This is a genomic window from Thiocapsa roseopersicina, from assembly GCF_900106925.1.
Classification (GTDB): Bacteria; Pseudomonadota; Gammaproteobacteria; order Chromatiales; family Chromatiaceae; genus Thiocapsa; species Thiocapsa roseopersicina.
Window position 1 is genome coordinate 1 of sequence record NZ_FNNZ01000003.1, and the last position, 19206, is coordinate 19206.

General features: G+C 62.2%; 20 protein-coding genes. 6 read left to right on the forward strand and 14 right to left on the reverse strand.

Annotated elements, in window-relative coordinates; all coding sequences use genetic code 11:
• From BLV04_RS04170 to BLV04_RS04180, 3 genes are all read right to left on the reverse strand, one after another.
• Positions 1-959, reverse strand: a 959-nt coding sequence (locus BLV04_RS04170) for a DDE-type integrase/transposase/recombinase (RefSeq protein ID WP_093028469.1), incomplete at its 3' end; no start/stop codon positions are given.
• A gap of 96 nt (positions 960-1055) precedes the next feature.
• Positions 1056-1586 carry a hypothetical protein gene (locus BLV04_RS04175; RefSeq protein ID WP_245731704.1) on the reverse strand — a complete coding sequence of 177 codons (531 nt, stop codon included), beginning with the start codon at positions 1584-1586 and terminating at the stop codon, positions 1056-1058.
• A gap of 472 nt (positions 1587-2058) precedes the next feature.
• Positions 2059-2352, reverse strand: coding sequence for a Fic family protein (locus tag BLV04_RS04180; protein WP_217633654.1), 294 nt, complete (start codon positions 2350-2352; stop codon positions 2059-2061).
• A 342-nt stretch (positions 2353-2694) separates the two neighbouring features.
• On the opposite strand from BLV04_RS04180, the gene BLV04_RS25470 reads away from it, so the two are divergent.
• The gene (locus BLV04_RS25470; RefSeq protein WP_245731705.1) at positions 2695-2970 is read left to right on the forward strand and encodes a toxin-antitoxin system TumE family protein; all 276 of its coding nucleotides are present in this window, start codon (positions 2695-2697) and stop codon (positions 2968-2970) included.
• A gap of 88 nt (positions 2971-3058) precedes the next feature.
• Positions 3059-3343, forward strand: a complete 285-nt coding sequence (locus tag BLV04_RS25475) for an HVO_A0114 family putative DNA-binding protein (RefSeq protein ID WP_443080477.1) — start codon at positions 3059-3061, stop codon at positions 3341-3343.
• A gap of 166 nt (positions 3344-3509) precedes the next feature.
• On the opposite strand, the gene BLV04_RS04195 is transcribed toward BLV04_RS25475, so the two are convergent.
• The 7 genes from BLV04_RS04195 to BLV04_RS04225 form a co-directional block, all read right to left on the reverse strand.
• Positions 3510-3938, reverse strand: a complete 429-nt coding sequence (locus BLV04_RS04195) for a hypothetical protein (protein WP_093028475.1) — start codon at positions 3936-3938, stop codon at positions 3510-3512.
• A gap of 184 nt (positions 3939-4122) precedes the next feature.
• Positions 4123-4914: a GIY-YIG nuclease family protein gene (locus BLV04_RS04200; RefSeq protein WP_093028477.1), complete on the reverse strand. Its 792-nt coding sequence runs from the start codon at positions 4912-4914 to the stop codon at positions 4123-4125.
• 172 nt (positions 4915-5086) lie between these two features.
• Positions 5087-5719, reverse strand: coding sequence for a DUF4136 domain-containing protein (locus tag BLV04_RS04205; protein WP_093028479.1), 633 nt, complete (start codon positions 5717-5719; stop codon positions 5087-5089).
• 75 nt (positions 5720-5794) lie between these two features.
• Positions 5795-6322: a hypothetical protein gene (locus BLV04_RS04210; protein ID WP_139191857.1), complete on the reverse strand. Its 528-nt coding sequence runs from the start codon at positions 6320-6322 to the stop codon at positions 5795-5797.
• Positions 6323-6589: 267 nt separating this feature from the next.
• Entirely contained in the window at positions 6590-7087 is a 498-nt protein-coding gene (ybiA, locus tag BLV04_RS04215) for a riboflavin biosynthesis intermediates N-glycosidase (RefSeq protein ID WP_093028482.1), read from the reverse strand.
• A 320-nt stretch (positions 7088-7407) separates the two neighbouring features.
• Positions 7408-8811 (reverse strand): ribonucleotide-diphosphate reductase subunit beta, encoded by a 1404-nt coding sequence (locus tag BLV04_RS04220; RefSeq protein WP_175534494.1) that lies wholly within the window; start codon positions 8809-8811, stop codon positions 7408-7410.
• Between the two features lie 208 nt (positions 8812-9019).
• Positions 9020-9505, reverse strand: coding sequence for a hypothetical protein (locus BLV04_RS04225; protein ID WP_093028484.1), 486 nt, complete (start codon positions 9503-9505; stop codon positions 9020-9022).
• A gap of 182 nt (positions 9506-9687) precedes the next feature.
• Here BLV04_RS04225 and BLV04_RS04230 point away from each other — a divergent pair, with 182 nt between their 5' ends.
• On the forward strand, positions 9688-9951 hold the full coding sequence (locus tag BLV04_RS04230) for a ferredoxin (protein ID WP_093028486.1): 264 nt from the start codon (positions 9688-9690) through the stop codon (positions 9949-9951).
• Positions 9952-10227: 276 nt separating this feature from the next.
• On the opposite strand, the gene BLV04_RS04235 is transcribed toward BLV04_RS04230, so the two are convergent.
• From BLV04_RS04235 to BLV04_RS04245, 3 genes are all read right to left on the reverse strand, one after another.
• Positions 10228-11955: a potassium/proton antiporter gene (locus tag BLV04_RS04235; protein WP_093028488.1), complete on the reverse strand. Its 1728-nt coding sequence runs from the start codon at positions 11953-11955 to the stop codon at positions 10228-10230.
• Positions 11956-12129: 174 nt separating this feature from the next.
• The gene (locus BLV04_RS04240) at positions 12130-13128 is read right to left on the reverse strand and encodes a glycosyltransferase (RefSeq protein ID WP_093028490.1); all 999 of its coding nucleotides are present in this window, start codon (positions 13126-13128) and stop codon (positions 12130-12132) included.
• A gap of 294 nt (positions 13129-13422) precedes the next feature.
• The gene (locus BLV04_RS04245; protein ID WP_093028492.1) at positions 13423-13680 is read right to left on the reverse strand and encodes a YMGG-like glycine zipper-containing protein; all 258 of its coding nucleotides are present in this window, start codon (positions 13678-13680) and stop codon (positions 13423-13425) included.
• A gap of 369 nt (positions 13681-14049) precedes the next feature.
• Here BLV04_RS04245 and BLV04_RS04250 point away from each other — a divergent pair, with 369 nt between their 5' ends.
• The 3 genes from BLV04_RS04250 (at position 14050) to BLV04_RS24805 (ending at position 17572) form a co-directional block, all read left to right on the forward strand.
• A complete protein-coding gene (locus BLV04_RS04250) occupies positions 14050-15831 on the forward strand; it encodes a SulP family inorganic anion transporter (protein ID WP_093028494.1) in 1782 nt (593 codons plus the stop codon).
• A 90-nt stretch (positions 15832-15921) separates the two neighbouring features.
• Complete coding sequence (locus BLV04_RS04255) at positions 15922-17379, forward strand: NAD(P)/FAD-dependent oxidoreductase (protein ID WP_093028496.1); 1458 nt, start codon at positions 15922-15924, stop codon at positions 17377-17379.
• A gap of 31 nt (positions 17380-17410) precedes the next feature.
• Positions 17411-17572, forward strand: a complete 162-nt coding sequence (locus BLV04_RS24805) for a hypothetical protein (RefSeq protein ID WP_175534495.1) — start codon at positions 17411-17413, stop codon at positions 17570-17572.
• A gap of 135 nt (positions 17573-17707) precedes the next feature.
• Here BLV04_RS24805 and BLV04_RS04260 read toward each other — a convergent pair whose 3' ends face one another.
• Positions 17708-19174: a sigma-54-dependent transcriptional regulator gene (locus BLV04_RS04260; protein ID WP_093028498.1), complete on the reverse strand. Its 1467-nt coding sequence runs from the start codon at positions 19172-19174 to the stop codon at positions 17708-17710.
• Positions 19175-19206 lie beyond the last annotated feature (32 nt).

A 19206-nucleotide genomic window follows, 5' to 3' on the forward strand; every position in this document is an offset into this window, starting at 1 on the left:
ACCCAGGCTTGGGTGGCGCGGTTGAGGGTGTCCAAGGTCAGCCCCGGCTCGCCTTCGAGCATCGCCATCAGACGGCCTTCCACGCGCCCCCAAAAGGCCTCCTGCTTGGCGTTCTGGTACGGTGAATAGGGCAGCGTGGTCTGGTGCAGGACGCCCAGTCGGGCCAATCCGGCGACGGTCTCCTCGGCCAGCATCGCCGCGCCGTTGTCGGTCATCAGGGCACGCGGCAGGCCGCGCTTCATGAACGCCTGCGACAGTCCGTGCACCAGCACCTCGGCGGTCTCGTTGGTGTACCACTGCAGGTGACAGACCAGGCGCGAGCGGTCGTCGATGACGCCGAACAGCAACGGCGTCAGCCAGGTTCCGGACGGCGTGAGCACCTTGCGCGAGCCGTGGTGGAAATCCAGGTGCCACAGCGCGGAGACGTATTCGACCTCGAAGCTGCGCACCTCGCGCTGCTCCAGGCGATCGCGTGCGGCCAACGCGCCGGCGGTGTCGCGCTTGGGGGTGGCGCGGCGAACCATCCCGTGGGCCTTCAAGTAGCGCCGCACGCTCGGATAGGACGGCACCGGGGTGGCGGTGCCGGCGAGGGTCGCGGCCAGGTTGTCGCGATGCAGCTGGGCGGTCCAGCCGGGATGATCGCGGTACTGCGCCTGCAGGGCCTCGCGTGCGGCGGGCAGCACACTCGGGAAGGCCCCGCGGTCGGCGCGCACGCGATTGCGCAGCACCGCCACCGGATCGGCGGCAGCGCGCGCGGCGTAGTACCAGCGCTCGAGGGTCGACACACCGAACCGAACATCCAGGCCGGTGACGGGATGGCGCCAGGTCTTGGCGGCCAGGGTGGCCAAGGCCGCCTGCAAGTCACCGTCCGGCGGCGGGGCGGCGAGTAAGGGACCAATGATCGCAAAGCGCACGCGGGCCCAACGCTCGCGTTGCGGAACCTCGATGGGGATCGACATAGGGGTCTCCCGGCTGCGGCGCCGGGGGTTCCGGCACCTTCGCGATCAGCCTAGCGGGGTGCCCCGGCGCCTTCGAGCTGCATCCTCTGCGTGGCGTCAGCCGCCCTCGTGCAGCCTGCACGAACGACTCGTCAAGGGGCTTAAAAAGCGCAGCAACGCCACCAGGGCGTCCGCGGCATCCCCGAGGAAGCGCTCGAGCAGACTCCCCGGCGCCTGCTGCAGATCCACCGGCGGCACAAAGCCCCCCTGCGCGCCGCACCACAGCGGGGTCTGCGCCAACTGCTCCCGCCACCAAGTCTGCCAGCGCCGCAGGGTGCGGATCGGGACCGCCAGCGTCGCGGCCAAGGCGTCCGCTTGGGGGTGATGCCCGGTATGGCGCACGGAGGCCACCACGACGACCACGCCCAGATAGACCCGCCGGCCCAGGAACCGCACCGAGCGCGGCGTCAGGCGCCGCCGACACTGCGCACAGCAGAAGCTGCGACGCGTCGCGAACGCCGCGCGCCATGGCTCCGGACAGCCGCGGGGTTTACGGGGGTAGTCGGCCTGATGCAGCGTGCCGCCGCAGGCAGGGCAACCGGCCTCTCGGGCGGCCTCGGCGAGATCCTCGTCGATGTGCAGCAACACGGCGAAAAACGTGGGGCTTTCAAGGAAGGCGTGGCACACTGATGGCGTCTCTTTGTCTTCGCAAACAAGAGACTCTCCCGACGGGTGCTGTTGTTCAAGCACCCCGAGGGAGGCCCACCGCTCTCCCTCATACAAGTTGACGATTTAAGAGGAAAAACCCATCAGGGAAGGTGGCCGTACTCACATAGAGACACGGCGGACGGATGCCCAATCGCGGCGGACCTTGCGCCTGTGGCGCTTGGCGAGGTTGCAGGCCCGTTGTGGGTTGTCGGCGGAGGGGATCTCGGCTCTGAGCACGGAGAAAGGGTTCTCACCCCCTGTTCTCTCCCTCTGTCCCCGGCAACATGACGTGTCTCAAGCACGTCGACATCGTCGGGCCGCTGTTCGGGTGTAATGACGAGGGGCGGAAATTCACCCTGGAGAGGAACCATGCCGAGCGTCGCTTGGCCCCTCTGTCGTGAACACCCGCTGATCAACGAGCTCTCTTGGACTGTTGCTCGTGGGCCTGATCGACCAGCGCCCGGGTTGCCGCATAGGCATCTCGGCAGAATGCCGCAAAGCCGGTTTCAAGCTCCGGTCGGGGCCAAACGCCATACGCCGGTCTCGGCGGTCCGAGCGCCGACTGATACTCGGCCAGGGTATCCATGTAGCGCTTGCGGTCCTTCACGTCGATCACCACCGGCAGATGATCCGATCGCAAGAGCGGGAGGTTCGCAACCAGTCGTGCCAAGCGTCCGTTGCCGTCCCAAAAGGGGTGGATGTGCACGAACCCGAGCGAACTTGGTCTCGCCCAGGGTCAGGGTATTGCCCTCGATTGCGGTCGAGCCGTGGGTCCAGAGATCCCGGATCTGATTCAGGAGGGCGGATCTGATGTCCGGATCGAGCCCTCGAAAGGCGTGGAGGTCGGTGATGTTCATGCCAAGCCCCAAATCATCATGAATCTCGCGCCCGGCCACTGTTCCGCCGGCGTCCCTCCCGGCGACACGGGGGAGGAGCCAATCGGGCAGGTGCCTCGATGTCCATGCCGGACCGGACGCCGTCCGCGAGCGCGTCGCCCGACATTGCACCCAGCTAATCGATTGCCCAGTATGCAATAGGTGCCGGCGGTGTGAATCATCAACAGCAAGCGGGTCTGGCCGGACGGGACCATCGTCCAGATGGTCGCCTGGCAACTGCGGGGTCCAACGCCGGACCGCCCAGATGGTTTCAAATATCGCCTGTATGCGGCCGTCATGGTGCGTGCCTCGTCCGTTACGACAATGAGACGGGGAAGGGCGATCACAAGCACGTCGGCGACCTGGAAACCTCATACCGGTTCCGCTCGCTGCAAGCCCTGAGCACGGACTTCCGTACCGACGTGCGCAACCTCGCAGGAGCATCTTAGGGCTAGAGCCATCATCGAGATCCCCGGCCCGAGCGCCTACTTCGACCAAGCGCTGGCCAGCGCGGCACGCGCGGACGCGGGCGGATGGCTGCCGGAGACCGACTATCACCTCGGCTTTGCCGACGCCGCCCACCTATTCGGCGAGCTCACACCGGCGCGCCTTGCGCTGGTGGACGCGCTGAAGCGCCTCGGACCGGTCTCCATCCGTGCGCTCGCCAAGCATCTGAAGCGCAACGACAACAATGTCCACCGCGATGTCACGGCACTGCTCGACCTGCGCTTGTTGGCGCGCGACGATGCTGGTCTGATCCCTGTGCCCTGGGATGCCGTGGAGATTCGTCTGGCGCTAGATGGCGTCAATGCCGCGGCCTGATTTGCTACGTCGGTCTTCCGGATCCAACATGAAGGCTAAAGCGGCGCGCGCCCCTGATGACGCTGAGAGTTAGCACGACGTCCGTGGCGCACGCTCGCTCTTGGCCAAAGGTTAGGCCGTTTTCTGTTTTCATAATTGAGCCCCTAATTCCTGTGACCCCTTATCCCTATTTCCTTTCTGGTTTCAACTCGAACGCCAGCCTTCGCGCTATGCCCCGCGTCTCGGGTAGCAACGGAAGGGCGTAACTACCTTTTGTGATTCGGTATTCGAGGCGCTTTGCCTCATAGTCGTACGACAGGAGGTAGATGACACCTGCGTCAATCGGCTCAAGCTCAACAAACCGCTCGATCCCCTTCGCTCGCGCCTCGGCCAGGAGCGCCCTCAAATTGTGCCCGTATCGTTTCTTTCGAAGCTCTGAAATAGGTATGCCTTTGTGCAGCAAGAATGCCTTCAACGACAACTCGACCGAGCGCCCAAGGAGAAAATAGCCGGGCAGAGACAGCTCTTCCGCTTCTTTTAGTACCAGATCCGCCGCGGCCCAGAATTCCTGAGCATGCTTAAGAAATCCTTCCGGTGTCTCCTTTGGCACGGTCATAGCGTCCAACGACAAACCTAAAGCGAACCAAACCGCGCGCAAGTAGGACCGTGCAGGTTAACGCTGAGACTAGCGCGCGGTTTCGGGTCGCTTTCTTTAGGGTGCGGGTTAGGCATTTCAATTATTTGTTTCTCCGAAAACCATGCTCTGTCCCCGGTATTTCTCACTCTCTTCGCTCTTCAAGCTAAAACAGCCTCTGAACCAACCCATCCCTTTCAGTTTCTAAATCGCCGATTTTTGCTTGTAGCTTTGGTAACTCGCGCTTTGCAGCGCTCCGCTCTTCAATTTTGCGATCTAGCAACACTTTAACATTATCCAACTCGACCATGAGGGAAACCAAAAAAGCGCCTATGAGCAATCCTATAAGCAAAATTCCTCCACCACCGTGGCTGCGGAAAACTAATAAAACTTCCCGAGCTCCAAACAAGGCCGATATCCAACCCAATGCTCCGGCTAATATACCTGCCAGCATGCCGCTAAAAAGAAAATACAAAAAGGTCGCTACTATTATAACTGGCCAGCGCAGGTTTTTACTGATCTTATGCTCCAGAGGAGCGTCCAGTATTCTATGCTGTTCCCGAATCCGTTCCTCCAATACGCGGATTTCTTCGCCTAGCCTCTGAAAACGTCTCCAGTTGCTCTGGGAATTATCTACTGCAAATATTTCTCGATTAAGGTGGCGAACCTTTTGTACAGCTCGCTCTACGGCAGAAAAGCCTTCAGGAATGTGAAAGAGCTCTTGTGGCTTACGGCCGTCACCGACAACCATGCGACTTTCTTCTAACAGGTAATGAAGTAGGTGTTCTAAAGTTCTACTCGATGCATTTTCGTTGCATTCCCATGTATGAAGTGAGTTTTCTTCAGCCTGCAATTTGTGTCTGCGACAGTAATCTCTCATGCGGCTTCTGGGATCCCGCCCATGCCCGATTTTATAAACCGGTTGGTTGGCAAGTTTCCAGGCATAGAGGTAACTCATGGTTCTATGTCCTAATCTTTGACTATATTCAGTCCGACTGAAGCCTTGGATATTGGATAAGCGGCATGGATAAGGGGCCAGGCTCGTTAAAAAAAGCGCTGACGGAGAAATCTATTGAGCCCGGCCCCTTTCTTTTCTACCTAGTTCCTCTTCTAGTTCACCTTGTTGAACTTCAGCGCATGGGAAGTTCAATATCGCGCGATTTTCCGCTCTCTCCGGGAAAATCGTTAAACAACGCGTCAAGTAGAGTCGGCATAACAGCAGACAACTGTCCCGTGCTTCCAGCACTGCGAACCTCTCCTTCAAAGACTTTTTGGACTCTACCGGCGGCAAGCTCTCGGTTGTCCAGGATCTCCAATCGAACAACTCTCGTGAATTCTGTGCGCGATCCTGAGCCCATGCCTACAACTCCGTAGGTAGGCGTGTATGTCGTCGTGCCGGAGTAGGTAGCTAAACTCCCGTAGGTACTTAAAGTACCGTGTGTTTGCGCCGACGAGATGCCGGTTTGGCCGAAGATCGGATACGAGTATGCCACTTCCCGACCGTCATCTATAGCATACTGAAGAAAAACAGCGTATATTGCTTCCTCTATCGAGGACGCGATAAAGCCTCTTGCCACAAGTTCTGAAGCAATACGGTTCTGGTATGTTTGAAACTCTGCACTGCCCTTCTGCCAGTCGAAAGGTACAATGGCGAACGTAACTCCGTTAACAGATTGTGGTAGAGTATGAAATGACGTAACTCTGGACTGCACCATACTGCATCCGACAAGCAGCCCCGCCAGAATATAGACCAAGAATCTCATTGTTTGTCCTTTCGTCCTTCAAAGTCCGAAGTTTCAGCTAATCCGGAACTAGCTGCATGCAGCTAAAGGTGCGGATCAAGCGAATGAATAGGCCGGATCGTCCTCGAAACCCAACGCATTAGTGTAGAACCATCTGTGGAATTCTTCCATTCGTTCGGTTGGTTGCAAGTCAAGTCTGCGGTAGTTGTCATATGCGCGTACCAAGAGCCTTAAGGCTTCCTCCTTTAGATCTGCCTCAATTTTCATTTCGTCAGGCGTGGGCATGTGTTTCGCTGCATTTCGGACGCGGTTCTTCTCCTTAATAAATACCTTCCACTCTAACGGTCGCCGCATTAAAGAATCTTCAAATGGAGCTATAATTGCGTACTCCCATTGCAGTGTTGTCTGCTTGGCGACGCGTTCCAACGATCTGCCGAGAATTTCCTCGGCTGCACCAGCCAACGTCAATACTGAGACATCGCTTCTCCCGTTAAGGAACAATTCCAGTGCTATATCGAGCTGCTCCGCCGCAAGCTCTACTCGGTTGTGAATCGCTGATGCCATGCCGTCGGTTCCTGCGGGAAGATTCGGGTCGGTGAGATCGGGGTCGCGTCTTTCATTCAAGCATTTCACCATTCCTTTTTCTCGACTGTGGCCAACCTCCTTTTACTTTGAGCCCGCGCCGTTCCGTCAACTCCCGAAAGGGAGTCGCTGGATGGCCGTTTCAGACATCTTCCCCGATGACATGCAAGGGCACACCCCCTTGCTGCTTGGCTGCCACACGGAGCTACCCAAGAGTCGAGGTCCAAACCCCAACGGCTGACGGAAGTATTGCGTTCCTGCATCGGCTGCCTCTCGGAATTAGCTCATAGCGATTCGTGTGCGTCAAGCTCACCCAGGTGGGTTAGGGTCTTGGCTGGAGAACGAAGGCGAAGAGACCGCCGTCGCCGACCGGAGCTTCTCCCTCACATTCATGAGTACCTCTCCATAGGTGTTGGGTCCACGCCCGTCTCGGCCGCGGCCCCAGTAGTAATCGTAGAGACTGCTCTCGATGATGCGTTTGTCGCCGGTTTCGAGGAGGGCGCGTGCTGATGCGGGGTGGCTGAGGCAGCGGGTGTAGATGGCGCGGGTCATGTAGATGCGTCGCACCGAGTCCCAGTCGTTGCGGATCTTGCGCTTGTGACGCTTGACGAGTTTGCGGGCTTGCTGCGGGTCGAGTGCAGAGCGGATCTCGGCCCTGAGCGCGGGATCTTCGAACTGCATGGCCAGCACATAGTGCTCGGGGGTCGGCCATTCGGCGTCGTCGAGCGAAAATGCTTGAGGCGAGGCGGCGGAGAGCGGATTCTCCACGTCCGTCATCGAGACGTAAACGCTGTTTTCAGTGCGCATTAAACCGCGTCTCCCTGTGATATGCGCTCTCTGCGCGTTGGCCGATCGTCGGAGAAACCAGCCACTCACGGCGCGGACGCTGTTTAAATCGATGATGCCTTGTCCGCAACTCCAACCATGGTGGTCCGTGGCGCAGAGCGCCGCGGGCATGCGTGACACCGCGGAGCGGGTGTCACGAGCTCCTTGAGTACTGGGTGCCCGGTCTAATGAGCGAGTCCAACAGCTGATTCTAAAATCTTAAACCGCGTGACGCAGAGGACATTTGATGCATCTATGGCTGGCGTCCGCTCAAACCCGGTAAATGACGACCAAAACGCGGTTTAATCCCAATTCAACGCCCCCCCCGTTTGATACTCCGTCACCCGCGTCTCAAAGAAGTTCTTCTCCTTCTTGAGATCAAGCACCTCGGACATCCAGGGGAATGGGTTGGACGCGCCCGGATACTGCTCCGGCAGTCCGATCTGCGCGCAACGCCGGTTGGCGATGAACTGGAGATATTCCTCGAACATGGGAGCGTTGAGCCCGAGCACGCCACGGGGCATGGTGTCGTGGGCGTAGCGGGATTCCATGGTTACTGCATCGCGGATCATCGTGACCAGCTCTTGCTTGAACTCCGGGCTCCAAAGATGCGGGTTCTCGATCTTGATCTGGTTGATCACGTCGATGCCGAAGTTCATGTGCATGGATTCGTCGCGCAGGATGTACTGGAACTGCTCGGCGGTGCCGGTCATCTTGTTGCGCCGGCCCATGCTCAGGACCTGCACGAATCCGACATAGAAGAAGATGCCTTCGAAGATGACGTAGAAGGCGACCAGCTCGCGCAGCAGCTTGCGGTCGTTCTCGGGCGTGCCGGTCTTGAAGTGTGGGTCGGCGAGGTGCTGGGTGAAGGGCAGGGCCCATTCGGCCTTGCGCGCCACTGCGGGGACCTCGCGGTACATGTTGAAGATCTCGCCTTCGTCCAGGCCCAGGCTCTCGACCACGTATTGATAGGCGTGGGTGTGCAACGCTTCCTCGAAGGCTTGGCGCAGCAGGTACTGGCGGCACTCGGGGTTGGAGATGTGGCGATAGACGGCGAGCACCAGGTTGTTGGCGACGAGCGAGTCGGCCGTGGAGAAGAAGCCGAGATTGCGCTTGATGATGGTGCGCTCGTCGTCGGTCAGGCCGTTGGGATCCTTCCAGAGCGCGATGTCCGCGTTCATGTTGATCTCTTGCGGCATCCAGTGGTTGGCGCAGGCGTCGAGATACTTCTGCCAGGCCCACTCGTACTTGAAGGGGACGAGCTGGTTCAGATCGGCGTGGCAGTTGATGATCTTCTTGTCGTCGACGCGCACGCGCCCCGCGCCCATCTCGAGCGACTCGAGACCGGTGGCGCCGCCGACGATGCCGTCGTTCGGGTGCTGCGTCTGCATCCTCGGCTCGGTCGGCAGCAGGGTGTCGCCGATCGGCAGCTCGCTCTGATGGGCGGCGTAGGCCGGGAACGGGTTGGGGTCGACGACGGGGGCCGCGCCGGCAGTTGCCATCAGGTCGGCATTGCTGACCAGGCCATGGCCTGGGCGCACGTGTGCGGTGTCGAGGGTTGCACGGGGTGCGGTCGCCGTCCGTGTGTTCGGCGTCGGGTCGGCCGACCAATCCTCGGCGGTGTCGGTCGGATCAACGACGAAGGACCCCCGGGGGGCGCGGGCGGCGGGTCCGGTCGTGGCGAGTGGATCGTCCCAGTTCAGCATCGTGCGTCTCCTCGATGATTCGGTTGACGGCTTCGGCGTGCGAGCGGTTGCCGAAGGCCGTCAGCCAAGAATGTCGGTGGTCGGTCTGGTGACCTCGTAACCCCTGAGTTTAGGGCTTTCGTCACGGATGTCCAGTGCCTGGACACAAGATATTGTGGGCGATCTCTAAATGCAGGGCCTTATGTTGTGTTGGTGGCTCCGGAGGATTTCAGGCCGCGGACGAGGTGCTGGTCGCTTCGACCCAGAGTCTGAGCGGCGCCGACGCTGTCGTGTCGCTGGGTGGGTCGGTTTCCGCGCGCCGGTTGTTCGTCGCGCCGCCGACGGGGATGTCCGCGGCCTCGGCGACCGGGAGGTAGGCGGCGATCAGGTGGTAGAGATCCGCCGCCGCACTCTTGGCGCGATCGAACGGCAGACGATCGAAGCCGATGAGCGTGGCCTTGACGCGGAGATAGGACTCTGGAATGGCGTAGCGATCGAAGATGGCGCGGGCGTCTTGCTCCAAGGCGGGCAGGTTCTCCTGCAGCGACGCGTCGCACTCGGGCGGCAAGGTGATGTAATCCCAGAGGACATCGGCCGAGTGCTCGCCGCTGCGCACCACGACGAAGGGCGTGCGGGTCTCGCGGCAATGGTGGAACCAGTCGCTGTCGATGAAGCTGTCTTTGGCATCGACGAGCTCGAACGGGGCGTCGGACATGAAGCGTCTCCTGCGTTTCGCCTGAATCTTGAGGACCGCGTAAGGTACACCGACGGGCGTGATTCGTCAGGCTCGCGTCCATGTCCGCATCATTGCGCCATGGCGGCGTGCGGCGTAATCTTTGCGCCCGACGCGCGCGGCCCGGGCCGCCCAACGAATCTGAATACGGATTGCTCGCACTTATGATCAGTAAAATCGAGGTTATCGACGTCGCCTGCATCGGCTGCGGGACCTGTTGGGTCGCCTGCCCCCAAGCGTTCAAAGAGCACGATATCGGGGATGATCTCAAGGCACTCCCGACGGGCGGACTGGGTGACCAGCACATCATGCGTGCCGCTGCCGAGGGCTGTCCTACTTTGGCGATCTCGCTGATCGACGAGGCGGGCGTGGTGCTGTTTCCGAGCGAGGAGGCCAGGGCTGCACTGAGTGCGTCGTCCGACTGGTGAGTCTTAGCTTCGCGCCTCGTGCCGCGACAGGTCTAAGGTGCGCGTTGCGGGATGCTGCGCAGGGCCGATTAGCGAAATAACCGAAACAGGTCGGTCGGGGCTCGCTCTGCTCAGGTGATTTGCGGGTATTAGCATACCGATTGCGTCCGGCTGAGAATCTTGTAGGGGCGACTGAAGTCGCCCCTACATCGCCCCTACATAGCCCCATGTCGCGATAGGTCTGTTTTCGGAAATCACCTCATCCCGCTCGACCGAGAAAACCCTGCCGGGCTGTGCTCAGCCGCTTCGCATCAGCTTCAAGCCGACCTTCAGGATGCGGTCGCCTTCGACCTCGCGCACGACCAGATCGACCGTCTTGAGTTGGAGTCTGTCGCCAACCACCGGGTGAGCGGTGTGCAGCGCGCGTCGAATGAAGGCGTCAAGGGTCAGGGCATGCTCGGGGTCGGGTAGATCCAGCCCGTAGGCGGCCGCGAGATCGCCTACCCGCGCCTCGCCGTTGAGCACGAACTCGCCGAAGAAGACCTGATCCGACAAGCGCTCTGGCGCAGCGCTCGCGACGAAGAGACGATCGAGCTCGGCAAGGTCGGCCGGGTCCGCGATGAGATAGAGATAGTCGTCCGGCTTCAGGTCGGCCAGGTCGAGGACGTCGACCAGGTGTTTCCCGCGCAGAACCGCCACGATGCGCGCGCCCTTGGGGAGCCGCAAGGCGCCACGCCGCTCGACCACGACGGGCGTGTCTTTCGCCAGGCGATAGCCGACCAGTTCAAGCTCGCGCTGGCCGGGGATATCCAGCTCGACACGCTGCACCTGATGACTCGTCGGCGGGACCTCCAGCCCCAGCCGGCGGGCGGACGAGGCGACCGTCCACCCCTGGATCAGCAGCGACACAAGCACCACGAAGAAAACGATGTTGAAGTACATCGACGCCTGATCCATACCGGCCAGAAGCGGGAAGAGCGCCAGGATGATGGGCACAGCCCCGCGCAACCCGACCCAGCCGACGAAGACCTGCTCGCGCCAGGGAAAGCGGAAGGGCAGCAGGCAGAGCCAGACCGCGATCGGGCGGGCGACCAGGGTCAGAACCGCGGCGAACAACAAGGCATCCGAGGCGACGGGCAAGAGCTCCGAGGGCGTCACCAGCAGCCCGAGCATCAGAAACATGCCGATCTGCGACAGCCGGGCGATGCCGTCGTGGAAGCGCTTGATGTATTGGCTCGATTGCAAGGGTCGGTTGCCGACCACCAGGCCGGCGAGATAGATGGCCAGGAAGCCGCTGCCCTGCAGCACCGAGGTGATCCCGAAGATGGTCAAGCCGCCGGCCATGACCGCCAAGGGGTAAAGTCCGGGCGACATCTCCAGTCGATTGATCAGCCGTACCAGACCCAGGCCGCCGAGAATCCCGAAGAGGGCGCCGAGCCCCATCTGACGCACGAACTCCAGCAGCAGTACCAGGCCGATATCGTCGCTGCCGCTGATGATCAGCTCCATCAGCACGATCGTCAGAAAGATGGCCATGGGGTCGTTGCTGCCGGACTCGATCTCGAGCGTGGCGCCGACCCGCTGCTTGAGCTCGAGACCCTGGGAGCGCAGCAGCGAGAAGACCGCGGCTGCATCCGTCGAGCCGACGATCGCGCCCAGCAACAGCCCCTCCATCCAGTGCAGGCCAAGCCACCAAGCCGCGAAGAGCCCCGTCACCGCCGCCGTGATCAGGACGCCGACGGTGGCGAGACCGACCGCCGGCTTGAGCCCGACGCGGAAGTTCCGGAAGGGCGTCACCAAGCCGCCGTCGAAGAGGATGATCGCCAGCGCCAAGCTGCCGAACAGGTGCGCGATCTGGACGTCGTCGAACTGGATCCCGCCCGGTCCCTCCTCGCCGAGCAGCATGCCGATGAACAAGAAGACCAACAGCAGCGGCACGCCGAACCGGCTGGTCACGACGCTCGCCAGGATGCTCGCAAAGAGCACCAGCGAGACGACCAGGATGATTTGGTTGGTCAGGTCCATCGGGTCTCTCGTCCTAAAGCGGCTTGCCCGCGCGGTTTCAAGCGCTGCGCGAGGTCGGTCACGCAGCCGGTTAGGGGAGCGCCGATCACATCAGCGTCTCCCGCGGTACATGGATGTGTGCTGATTTGCCGGGGAAGGCGAATCACCGGCCTCCCCAGCGAATCGATCGGGTCGTCAGCCCCGGATCGAATGGCGCGGGGGCGTCGCGAGGATGCCGCCGAGCAGCCGATGACGCGAGGACCGGCTCATGAGCAGCATCTGCCACATGGCCCACCACCAGCCCATGACGAAACCGAGGGCGATCCCGATGTCGCGGCCGGGTCGGCGGTGATACTGGTCGCCGGCGGTGCGCCGCAGTCCCTGCAGCAAGAGTCGCATGGATTGGCTTGCAGAATGCAAAAGCCAGGCCGGGTATGTGCCGGGCCAGGTCAGTGCCCCGGTATTGTGGCCGCTCGCACCCAAGCCGAAGATCATCCGGCGCAGGTACGGCCGCGCGGTGCGATGAGCCGGGATCAGATGTTGCAGTTTGCAGGCCGGGTTGTACCAGACCTCGGCGATGCGCGCGATGCGCAGGCCGATCTCCACGTCCCCGCCCGAGATCAGGCGTTTGCCGATCCGGTCGTCGAGAAACGGCTGCTCGATCCAGCTGCTTTGCTCCAGCGTGGTGCGACGCAGGACCATGCCGGCCCCTGCGAGCCAATCCCGACGCAGCGGCCGGTCGCCGAGGTCCGTCTCGGCATAGGCCCAGCCGTAACCGGTCGTGTGGGCGGGCGGATCCTCCTCCCAGTCGAGGATGACCCTTCCGCTGAAGGCCCCGCATCCGGGGTGTTCCGACGCGAAGCTCGCGGCTTGATCGATCCAGTCCTCGGCAAGCAGACAGTCGTCGTCGACGAAGGCGACCCAGTCGCGATGCGAGTCGACGACCCCTCGAACGCGCGCAGGCGTCAAGCCTTGGCGTGTCTCCGAAACCCAGCGCAAATCGACGCCGAACAAGGGGCGCAGACGCTCGACAACGGCAGCGGTCTCGTCGGTGCAGTTGTTGTCCACCACCAGGATTCCCCAGTCCACCGATGGCGGGACCTGCTGCTTGCGCAGGGCCTCCAGGGTACGTTCCAGAAGGCGGGCGTTGTTGTAGGTGCAGATCAGGATGTCGAGCGAGGTCCGGTATTGCATCGTCCGTGCTGTGTCCTGTTCTTGAACATTTCGGCGCCGCGGACCCGCGTGTACCGGGGGACCGTTGCGGGTGTTGCTCGACGGGTCGGGTATTGCGGGTCGGCATGACCGGTAATGGCTGCCGTGAATGGATCGAGCGAGTGCCGATCGTACCAAAGACTGGGGGTGTTGCGGATAGGGCTCGCGCGACCGGTTTCGGGGGCGCTCCGGCGCCTTGCACCGCGGGTTTCCGATTGGTCGCGCGGGACCGAACGCCGGGCAGGGCGTCCGGCGCGCACGAGGCGCTCGTCGGTCTCAGTACCAATACCGGTTGTCTTGCCGGTCCCGATAACGCTTTTCCTTTTCGCTCCGGTCGTAAAGATAACCGCCCAGGGCTCCGGCGCCGGCACCGATCAGGGCCCCCTTCCCGGCGTCTCCGCTGAGCGAGCCGATGGCGGCGCCGGTCCCGGCGCCGAGGAGCGCGCCGGATCCGGTGCGCGATGCGGTTGTGGTTCCGCACGCCGTCAGGGCAAGTACGGATGCGAGGGCGAGTGCAATGGTGATAGGTCTCATCGGTCGGGTCCTCCTGTATAGGGCCATCTTGGGGGGCGCCCTTGGAGGCGCCGTGGCCTTCCGATGTCAGTTTAGTCCAAAGGAAGTGCTGATTTGTTCGGGGGTAACCGGCGGAAAAGTGGGCTTTTCCGGTCCCATGCGACCCTCGATTGTTCGGGATGCGGCTTTTGGGTGGGCTGAAGCTCCATCGCCGTCGTCGCAGTGCGCCGTTTCTGCTCGGGCGGATCGGATACAATCGGATGGCTCATCGCCAAGCCCCGGCCATTGCCGGCGCGGCGGCACGGCGGACTGAGCGGAGCGCGAGCGATTGATTCCCATCGAGGGCCGGCTTGCGCAAGTGCTTTCCATTCCCTGCGAGATCTCTTCAACATGCAGTCTCCGATCTCCCAACGCTGGTCTTGGTTGATTCCATTCATGTCGTGGCTGCCCGGGGTCGGGCGCACGGAGATCAAGGCGGACGCGCTCGCCGCCATCATCGGGGCCCTCGTTGTGCTGCCGCAGGCCGTGGCCTTCGCGACGATTGCCGGCATGCCGCCCGAATACGGGCTCTATGCCGGGATGGTGCCCGCGATCATCGCAGCGCTGTTTGGATCGTCGCGCCACCTGGTCTCGGGGCCGACGACGGCGGCCTCGGTCGTCCTGTTTTCGGCCTTGTCGGTGATGGCGCTGCCGGGCTCGCCGGACTATGTGACGCTCGCCTTGACCTTGACCTTCATGGTCGGGCTGATGGAGCTCGCCTTGGGTCTCGCGCGCATGGGGACCTTGGTCAACTTCATCTCGCATTCGGTGGTCGTAGGCTTTACCGCCGGTGCGGCGCTCTTGATCGCCGCCAAGCAGCTCAAGCATTTCTTCGGCATCGAGATGGACAGCGGGGGGCACCTGCACGACATCCTGATCCAGTTCGGTCATCACGTGCTCGAGATCAACCCGGCGACCACGCTGGTGGCCGTCTCGACCCTGCTGATCGGGATCGCCTTCAAGCGCTGGCTGCCGAAGATCCCCTACATGATCGCCGCCATGCTCGGCGGCAGCCTGATCGCCGTTGGACTCGACGCCTGGCTCGGCAACGAGGTGACCGGGATTGCGACCGTCGGGGCCTTGCCGGCGGGCTTCCCGCCGCTGTCGGCCCCGGATCTGACTTTCGATCACATCAAGGAGCTGGCACCCACCGCTCTGGCGGTGACACTGTTTGCGCTCACCGAGGCGGTGTCGATCGGCCGCTCGCTGGCGGCACGCGGCGGCTACCGCATCGACGGCAACCAGGAGTTCATCGGCCAAGGCTTGTCGAATATCGCCGGCTCCTTCTTCTCGGCCTACGTGGCGACCGGCTCCTTCAACCGCAGCGGCGTGAACTATGCCGCCGGCGCGCGCACGCCCTTGGCGGCCATCTTCGCCGGCGTGCTGCTGATCGGAATCGTGCCCGTGGTCGCGCCCTACGCGAGTTATCTGCCGACGGCCGCGATGGCCGGGTTGCTCTTCCTGGTCGCCTGGGGGCTGGTCGATTTCAAGGAGATCGGGCACATCCTCAAGGCGTCCAAACGCGAGACCTCGGTCTTGGCGGTGACCTTCTTCTCTGCGCTCTTCCTGGAGCTCGAGTTCGCCATCTTCGCCGGGGTGCTGCTGTCGTTGGTGCTCTATCTGGATCGCACATCCAAACCGCGGATCGTCAATTTGGCACCGGATCCGCGCCTGCCCAATCGCGCCTTCTCCTGCGAGCCGGATGTCGCCCAATGCCCGCAGCTGCACATCATGCGGATCGACGGCTCGCTCTTTTTCGGCTCGGTCGCGCATGTCGAGAGTGCCTTCGACCGGCTGCGTGCGACGCATCCCGAGCAGAAACATCTCGCGATCCTGGCCGACGGCATCAACTTCGTCGATCTGCAGGGCGGCGAGACCCTGGTGCGCGAGGCCAAGCGCCGTCAGGACGACGGCGGGGGTCTTTATCTGATCAACGTCAAAACCGGCCTCTGGGAGGCGCTCGAGCGCTGCGGATGCATCGACGCGACCGGCGGGCGCAATGTCTTCCAGGCCAAGAACGCGGCCATTCGGGCGATCTACCAGAAGCTGGACAAGTCCATCTGTGCCGAATGTCCGTGGCGAATCTTTACCGAGTGCGGGGCCGGTCAGCGCAAGCTGCCGGCGAGCCCCTGACGGATGTCGAATCCATTGATCCATGTCTTTGCCAGGCGCCGAGCGTCTTGCTAGCGTTCATCGCTTGACCACCATTGCGAGGTTACACAGATGGCACGAATCCTTATCCTCGGGGCGGGCATTTCCGGGCATACGGTTGCCCGCTATCTCGGGAAATGGCTCGGCAAGTCGCATTCGATCACGGTCGTTTCGCCCAAACCGAAATGGAACTGGATCCCGTCCAACATCTGGGTCGGTGTTGGCGAGATGACCGAAAAGCAGGTGACCTTCGAGCTGGCGCCGATCTACAAGAAGCTCGGCGTCGATTTTCGCCAAGCGGGTGCCGTCTCGATCCATCCCGATGGCGGTGCAGAGCACACTGCCCCCTATGTCACGATCGAGTACACGGATCCGGCCCGACTCGGCCAAACCGAGGCGATTGAATACGACTATCTGGTCAACGCGACCGGCCCCAAGTTGAACTTCGGTGCAACCCCGGGTCTCGGGCCGGACGGTGGCTACAGTCTCTCGGTCTGCACCCCGGAGCATGCGAAGGAAGCCAACGAGCATCTGCGGAAGATGATCGGGGAGATGAAGGCAGGCGCAACCAAGACCTTCGTTGTCGGGACCGGCCATGGCATGTGTACCTGCCAAGGGGCTGCCTTCGAATACATCTACAACGTCGATCACGCGCTGCGCGAGTCGGGCGTGCGCGACAAGGCGCGGTTGGTCTGGATCAGCAACGAGTACGAGCTCGGCGACTTCGGGATGGGCGGCGTCCATATCCACCGCGGCGGCTACGTCACCAACGGCAAGGTCTTTGCCGAATCCCTGATGGTCGAGCGCGGCATGGAATGGATTACGCGGGCAGCCGTCTCCAAGGTCGAGCCCGGAAAGATCCATTACGAGATCCTCGACGGCAGTTTTCACGAGATCGATTTCGATTTCGCCATGCTGATCCCGCCGTTTGCCGGGCAACCCTTGAAGGCGTATGACAAATCGGGCGAGGACATCACCGCCAAGATCTTCGCCCCGAACGGCTTCATGAAAGTGGACGGCGATTACGAGCCGAAACCCTACGAGGATTGGGGTCCGCAGGACTGGCCGAAGACCTATCAGACCCCGCTGTACAAGAACATGTTCGCCGTCGGGATCGCCTTTGCGCCCCCGCATTTGATCAGCAAGCCCATGAAGAGCGCCAACGGGACGCCGATCAACCCGACACCGCCACGTACGGGCATGCCGTCCGCGGCGATCGGCAAAGCCGTGGCCACAAGCATTCGGGACATGATCAACGGTGCGGCCGCTCCCACCCAGACGGCGTCCATGGCCGAGATCGGTGCGGCCTGCGTGGCATCGACCGGATCGGACATCTTCAAAGGGACTGCAGCCACCATGACCGTGTTCCCGGTGGTGCCTGATTACGACAAGTACCCGGAATATGGTCGCGACATGGACCTGACCTTCGGCGAGATCGGTCTGGCGGGGCATTGGATGAAATACATCCTGCACCACGTCTTCATCTATCAGGCGAAGCTCAGGCCCGGTTGGTCGATTCTGCCGGATTGAAACAAGCTCAAATCGTCGAGGAACAACGTCCATGACCGCCAAGAACCGAGAGCCCTACCAACAGGCCTATTATCCGCCGGTGCCCACAGGCTTCACCCGTTACATGCGGACGTCGCTGGTGTGGCAGTTCTATCGCTTCATCGTCATCAATCTGAAGATTCTGAAGCTGATGATGAAGGCGCATACGCATTAGAGACCGCGGGTGTCGAGCGCTTGCGCGCTTGGCTCTTATCACGCTCGAGAGCGATTTCGTCCGCTGCGGCCAAAGGCTCGCGGGCGGGCGCGATTTCCATTCGGGCCGGGGTTGGCGCCCGGCCGCGACGGCGTCCTAGGGCGGATCACGTCTTGGGTTCTCCTGGTGCCTCGCCAGACCATACCGCTCGATCTTCGCACTGAGACCGACGCGCGAGAGACCGAGCTGCGCGGCGGTTTGTGATTTGTTCCAGCGATTGCGCTCGAGCGCCTCACCAAGCACGACGATCTCAAGTGCTTCGATGCGCGCCTTGAGGGTTTGGTCTTCGAGTGGCTCCGAAGCCGAGGGTTCGGACCGCGAGGCAGCGACGAGGATGCCGGGATCCAACAAGTCTGCTCCGAGCTCGTCGCCGTCGCACATGACCAGCATCCGCTGGATCTCGTTCTGCAACTCCCGGACGTTTCCCGGCCAATGGTAGCGTTGGAGGCGATCGATCAGATCGTCGCTGAGTCCTGTTACGAGTTTTCCGAATGCTGCCACGGCCGCCTTGAGGTGATGACGGGCGAGCACCGGGATATCGGCCGGTCGCTCGCGCAGCGGGGGCAGGTGCAGGCGCACTGCGGCGAGCCGGTAATAGAGGTCCTCCCGGAAGCGGCCCTCACCGATTTCGGTCTCCAGCGATCGATTAGTGGCTGCGACCACGCGCACGTCGACCCGGCGCCGCCGGTTGCTCCCGAGAGGGCGCACCTCGCCTTCCTGCAGGACGCGCAGCAGCTTGACCTGAAAGGTTCGCGAGACCTCGCCGATCTCGTCGAGAAAGATGGTGCCGCCGTCGGCCTGTTCGAAGAGACCGATCCGGTCGTTCACGGCGCCCGTGAATGCTCCCTTCTTGTGGCCGAACAGCTCGCTCTCGAGGAGCTGATCCGGCATGGCGCCGCAGTTCTCGGCGACGAAGGGCTTGTCGGCACGGTGGCTGTTGTAATGCAGGGCGCGGGCGAACAGCTCTTTGCCGGTGCCGGACTCGCCGGTCAACAGCACGGGGATGTCGTAGGGCGCCACACGCTCGACCAGGTCGCATACCGCATCGAGCGGACCGCCGCGGCTGCGCACGATGGCGTCGAGCCGAAAGGTCCGCTTGAGGCGGGCGCGCTGTTCGGCGAGTCGCTGTTCCAGGGTCGCGGCGGTAAGCCGGGTTTCGAGCGAGAGCAGTGCATGCTCGCGTTGAAGCCGATACAGATGGCAGGCGTTCCCGACGGTCAGCAGGAGCGTGTCCGGGTGCCAGGGCTTGGTGATGTACTGATAGATGCCGGCGCGGTTGATGCCGTCGATGATGTCGCCCGGATCCGTGTAGCCCGAGATGATGATGCGTACGACATCCGGCCAACGCTCCCGGACCCGTGCGAGAAACTCCACCCCGGTGGTCTCGGGCATCCGTTGATCGGTGACGACGACCTGGACCCATTCCTCCGCGAGGATCTCCTCGGCGGCGGAGGCACTGGTCGCCGTCAGCACCTCGAAGGACTCGTCGAGCGTCCGGGTCAGGGTCTCCAGCGACAGCGGCTCGTCGTCGACCAGGAGGACGGTCGGTCGGCTGGGGCTCATGCGGGGGTCTCGGGTGTGGGCATCGCTTGCGT

What these genes read in the sequence shown, in the direction of transcription:
- BLV04_RS04200 (WP_093028477.1), bottom strand. Translation starts at nt 4,914, where the DNA reads ATGAGTTACCTCTATGCCTGGAAACTTGCCAACCAACCGGTTTATAAA.
- BLV04_RS04250 (WP_093028494.1), top strand. Translation starts at nt 14,050, where the DNA reads ATGCAGTCTCCGATCTCCCAACGCTGGTCTTGGTTGATTCCATTCATG.
- BLV04_RS04230 (WP_093028486.1), top strand. Translation starts at nt 9,688, where the DNA reads ATGATCAGTAAAATCGAGGTTATCGACGTCGCCTGCATCGGCTGCGGG.
- BLV04_RS04205 (WP_093028479.1), bottom strand. Translation starts at nt 5,719, where the DNA reads ATGAGATTCTTGGTCTATATTCTGGCGGGGCTGCTTGTCGGATGCAGT.
- BLV04_RS04245 (WP_093028492.1), bottom strand. Translation starts at nt 13,680, where the DNA reads ATGAGACCTATCACCATTGCACTCGCCCTCGCATCCGTACTTGCCCTG.
- BLV04_RS04260 (WP_093028498.1), bottom strand. Translation starts at nt 19,174, where the DNA reads ATGAGCCCCAGCCGACCGACCGTCCTCCTGGTCGACGACGAGCCGCTG.
- BLV04_RS04195 (WP_093028475.1), bottom strand. Translation starts at nt 3,938, where the DNA reads ATGACCGTGCCAAAGGAGACACCGGAAGGATTTCTTAAGCATGCTCAG.
- BLV04_RS04225 (WP_093028484.1), bottom strand. Translation starts at nt 9,505, where the DNA reads ATGTCCGACGCCCCGTTCGAGCTCGTCGATGCCAAAGACAGCTTCATC.
- BLV04_RS04220 (WP_175534494.1), bottom strand. Translation starts at nt 8,811, where the DNA reads ATGCTGAACTGGGACGATCCACTCGCCACGACCGGACCCGCCGCCCGC.
- BLV04_RS24805 (WP_175534495.1), top strand. Translation starts at nt 17,411, where the DNA reads ATGACCGCCAAGAACCGAGAGCCCTACCAACAGGCCTATTATCCGCCG.
- BLV04_RS04255 (WP_093028496.1), top strand. Translation starts at nt 15,922, where the DNA reads ATGGCACGAATCCTTATCCTCGGGGCGGGCATTTCCGGGCATACGGTT.
- BLV04_RS04235 (WP_093028488.1), bottom strand. Translation starts at nt 11,955, where the DNA reads ATGGACCTGACCAACCAAATCATCCTGGTCGTCTCGCTGGTGCTCTTT.
- ybiA (WP_093028482.1), bottom strand. Translation starts at nt 7,087, where the DNA reads ATGCGCACTGAAAACAGCGTTTACGTCTCGATGACGGACGTGGAGAAT.
- BLV04_RS04240 (WP_093028490.1), bottom strand. Translation starts at nt 13,128, where the DNA reads ATGCAATACCGGACCTCGCTCGACATCCTGATCTGCACCTACAACAAC.